Annotated in this window: 6 protein-coding genes; all 6 read left to right on the plus strand. The window is 61.0% G+C overall.

What is annotated here, in order from left to right; genetic code table 11:
* Window positions 1-114, plus strand: a 114-nt coding sequence (locus tag BN1130_RS07650; RefSeq protein ID WP_042041233.1) for a DUF2802 domain-containing protein, incomplete at its 5' end; no start/stop codon positions are given.
* Window positions 115-352: 238 nt separating this feature from the next.
* A complete protein-coding gene (ccmA, locus tag BN1130_RS07655) occupies window positions 353-997 on the plus strand; it encodes a cytochrome c biogenesis heme-transporting ATPase CcmA (protein ID WP_042041235.1) in 645 nt (214 codons plus the stop codon).
* Complete coding sequence (gene ccmB / locus BN1130_RS07660; protein ID WP_042041237.1) at window positions 991-1,659, plus strand: heme exporter protein CcmB; 669 nt, start codon at window positions 991-993, stop codon at window positions 1,657-1,659. Before ccmA ends, ccmB begins: the two co-directional genes overlap by 7 nt.
* 228 nt (window positions 1,660-1,887) lie before the next feature.
* Window positions 1,888-2,628: a heme ABC transporter permease gene (locus BN1130_RS07665; protein WP_042041238.1), complete on the plus strand. Its 741-nt coding sequence runs from the start codon at window positions 1,888-1,890 to the stop codon at window positions 2,626-2,628.
* Between the two features lies 1 nt (window position 2,629).
* Window positions 2,630-2,836 carry a heme exporter protein CcmD gene (ccmD, locus tag BN1130_RS07670; protein ID WP_042041240.1) on the plus strand — a complete coding sequence of 69 codons (207 nt, stop codon included), beginning with the start codon at window positions 2,630-2,632 and terminating at the stop codon, window positions 2,834-2,836.
* A 46-nt stretch (window positions 2,837-2,882) separates the two neighbouring features.
* Window positions 2,883-3,377 carry a cytochrome c maturation protein CcmE gene (gene ccmE / locus BN1130_RS07675; RefSeq protein WP_042041241.1) on the plus strand — a complete coding sequence of 165 codons (495 nt, stop codon included), beginning with the start codon at window positions 2,883-2,885 and terminating at the stop codon, window positions 3,375-3,377.
* Window positions 3,378-3,448 lie beyond the last annotated feature (71 nt).

Consider the following 3,448-nt stretch of genomic DNA (forward strand, 5'->3'; position numbering starts at 1 on the left):
CGCGCCGCCAAGATGGTGGAGCTGGGTGCCGACCTGGACGAGGTGATGAACGAGTGTGAGTTGCCCAAGGCCGAAGCCGAGTTGTTGATCTCGCTGCGCAAGGGTCGCTCATGACCCACGGGAAGGCTGCGGCCTTCCCGTTGTCTTATCTTGCCTGCCCTGAGGCAGAGGATCGCCACTCCGACTCCAGATCCCCGTGAGCGAGTTGCCCTCCTGGCGCAACCCCGGCCTGCGACGCAGGCGTCGGCGGGATCTCTCCCACAAAACCGCTGCCCGGTTTCTATCTTTGAAAAGACCCATTCCAATACTGTGTTAAGATGCAGGCCGCTACTTTTCATCTGAACCCGTCCCCATGCTGCTTGACGTTCACAATCTGAGCTGCGTGCGTGAAGATCGCACCCTGTTTGAGCATCTCTCCTTCTCCGTCTCCCCCGGCGATCTGCTCCAGATCGAGGGCCCCAACGGGGTGGGCAAGACCAGCTTGCTGCGCCTGATCACCGGGCTCTCCCAGCCCTTTGCCGGTGAGGTGCGCTGGCAGGGTGAAAACATCTGTCACTGCCGCGATGAGTATCATGCCAACCTGCTGTATCTCGGCCATCAGCCGGGCGTCAAGGGGGGGCTGACTCCCCTCGAGAACCTCAGCTTCTATCAAAAACTGCATCAAGGCAGTGCCGTAAAGGTCGATCCCTGGCAGATCCTGGCCCAGGTTGGCCTGGCCGGTTTTGAGGATTATCCCAGTGCCCAGCTCTCGGCGGGGCAGCAGCGGCGTGTCGCCCTGGCCCGGCTCTGGCTCTGCGACAAGCCCGCATTGTGGGTGCTTGATGAGCCCTTTACTGCCATCGACAAGCAGGGGGTCAAGGTGCTGGAACAGTTGATGCTGCGCCATGGGGAGCGGGGTGGCATGGTGATCCTCACCACCCATCAGGAGATGAGCCTGATGCAGGGCCGACTCAAGACGCTTTCCCTCGCACCAGGCCCCTTGGAGGCTCCATGCTGAGCGCCGTGCTGACCCTGATCCATCGTGAGCTGCTGATGGCCTTTCGCCAGCGGGCCGATATTCTCAACCCGCTCTGGTTCTTCCTCATCGTCATCACCCTGTTCCCGCTGGGCATAGGCCCCGAGCCCCAGCTGTTGGCCCGCATTGCCCCCGGTATCATCTGGGTGGCGGCGCTGCTGGCGGCCATGCTCTCCCTTGAGCGGCTGTTTCGGGATGATTTTGCCGATGGCGCCCTGGAGCAGATGATGTTGATGCCCCATCCCCTCGGGTTGTTGGCCCTGGCCAAGGTGACGGCGCATTGGCTGCTGACCGGTTTGCCGCTGCTGCTCATCTCGCCGCTCATTGCGGTGCTGCTCTCCCTGGACATCCATACCTGGCTCGCCATGGCGGCGACCCTGGCCCTTGGCACCCCCATTCTCAGCCTGCTTGGCGCCGTCGGGGTGGCGCTGACCGTGGCCCTGCGCAAGGGCGGCGTGCTGCTCAGCCTGCTTATTCTGCCGCTCTATATCCCGGTGCTGATCTTCGCCACCTCGGCCATAGAGGCGGCTGGCTTGGGTCTGCCCTACAGCGGCCAGCTTGCCATGCTGGGGGCCATGCTGGTAGGCGCCCTGATCATGACGCCGTTCGCGGTCTCGGCGTCCCTGAGGGTGAGTGTGAACTGACGGATTTCATTGAATAATTACTCCGCTGCTGACTTCGTTCACTCTGGGTTAGCATTAGCTGGGCATACTGCGCCCGCTCGCTTTGCTCGCCGTTGTCATTTGTTGGCAAGTAGGTTGCGATGGATCAAGGAGAGCGCCGCTTATTTCTTTCGGGGTATTTGCACGCCGGAGGCAGTGAGTAAGGTAGGCGGCGCCAACGATATTAATAACAGAAAGGTTTTGTGAGCTATGTGGAAATGGTTGCATCCCTATGCCAAACCGGAGCAAGCCTATCGGCTGGCCGGTCGGTTATTGCCCTGGTTTGCGGTGATCAGTCTGCTCGCCTTCATCATAGGCACCGTCTGGGGGCTGGCCTTCGCCCCCGCCGACTATCAGCAGGGTGACTCCTTCCGGATCATCTATCTCCACGTGCCCGCCGCCATCCTCTCCATGGGGGCTTACTCCACCATGGCCATCGCCGCCTTCATCGGCATGGTGTGGCAACTGCGCATGGCCGACATGACGGTGGCCGCCATCGCCCCTGTTGGCGCCGTGTTCACCTTTATCGCCCTCTTTACCGGCGCCGCCTGGGGCAAGCCGATGTGGGGGGCCTGGTGGGTATGGGATGCCCGGCTCACCTCGGAACTTATTCTATTGTTCCTCTATCTCGGGGTCATCGCCCTCTACAACGCCTTCAGCGACAAGGTGGTGGCCGGTCGCGCCGCCGGTATCCTGGCCCTGGTCGGCGTCATCAATCTGCCCATCATTCACTACTCGGTGGAGTGGTGGAACACCCTGCATCAGGGGGCCAGCATCACCAAGTTTGCCAAGCCCTCCATTGCCCCCAGCATGCTGTGGCCGCTGCTGGTGATGATAGTGGCCTTCGCCACCTTCCTCGGCGCCCTTACCCTGATGCGTTTTCGCAATGAGCTGATCATGCGCGAGTGGCACAGACCCTGGGTCAAGGCCCTGGCCGAGCAGGAGAGATAACATGCACTTCTCGTCTTTGGGCGATTTTCTGGCCATGGGAGGGTACGGCTTTTATGTGTGGCTGTCGTTTGGTCTCTCCTGGCTCTGTCTGGTCGGTATCATAGTGAGCACCCGCCTCAAACGCCGCAGCCTGCTTCGCGATCTGCGCAACAAGCAGGCCCGCGAGTCGCGCCGCCTGGCGGCCCAACAGATGGAGAACACCCTGTGATCCCTCTCGTTCCCTCATCCGGCACTCTCTCGATGGAGACTCTGTTATGAACCCGCGCCGCAAGAAGCGTCTGACCATCATATTGGCCATCAGCACAGGGGTTGCCGCCGTGATTGGCCTGGTGCTCTATGCCCTCAGTCAGAATATCGATCTCTTCTACACCCCGGGTGAGCTGGTGCTGGGCAAGGGCCCGGACAAGATCAAGCCCGAGGAGGGCCAACGCCTTCGCATCGGCGGCATGGTGGTGCCGGGTTCGGTCAAGCGTGACAGTCATAGCCTGCTGGTTAATTTCGATCTGATCGATGCCAGCGGCGAGCGGGTCACCGTCACCTATGACGGCATACTGCCGGATCTGTTTCGCGAGGGGCAGGGCATAGTGGCTCAGGGCAACCTCAAGGATGCCCGCACCGTGACCGCCTTCGAGGTGCTCGCCAAGCACGATGAGAACTATATGCCGCCGGAAGTGGCCGACGCCCTCAAGGGGATGAAGCACTACAAACCGGATTACACAGAGGCGCAGCTTCAGGGGGGCAAGCCATGATGGGCTGCCACTTGCTTGAACTTTCTACGCTAGTCTCCCGCTTTTCGACTCTGAAAGGATGCCCATTATGA

The sequence above is a fragment of the Aeromonas rivuli genome (assembly GCF_000820045.1).
Taxonomy (GTDB): Bacteria; Pseudomonadota; Gammaproteobacteria; order Enterobacterales; family Aeromonadaceae; genus Aeromonas; species Aeromonas rivuli.

Excerpts from the sequence above, each read along its gene's own strand:
- ccmD (WP_042041240.1), top strand. The coding sequence starts at position 2,630 with ATGCACTTCTCGTCTTTGGGCGATTTTCTGGCCATGGGAGGGTACGGC.
- ccmE (WP_042041241.1), top strand. The coding sequence starts at position 2,883 with ATGAACCCGCGCCGCAAGAAGCGTCTGACCATCATATTGGCCATCAGC.
- ccmA (WP_042041235.1), top strand. The coding sequence starts at position 353 with ATGCTGCTTGACGTTCACAATCTGAGCTGCGTGCGTGAAGATCGCACC.
- ccmB (WP_042041237.1), top strand. The coding sequence starts at position 991 with ATGCTGAGCGCCGTGCTGACCCTGATCCATCGTGAGCTGCTGATGGCC.
- BN1130_RS07665 (WP_042041238.1), top strand. The coding sequence starts at position 1,888 with ATGTGGAAATGGTTGCATCCCTATGCCAAACCGGAGCAAGCCTATCGG.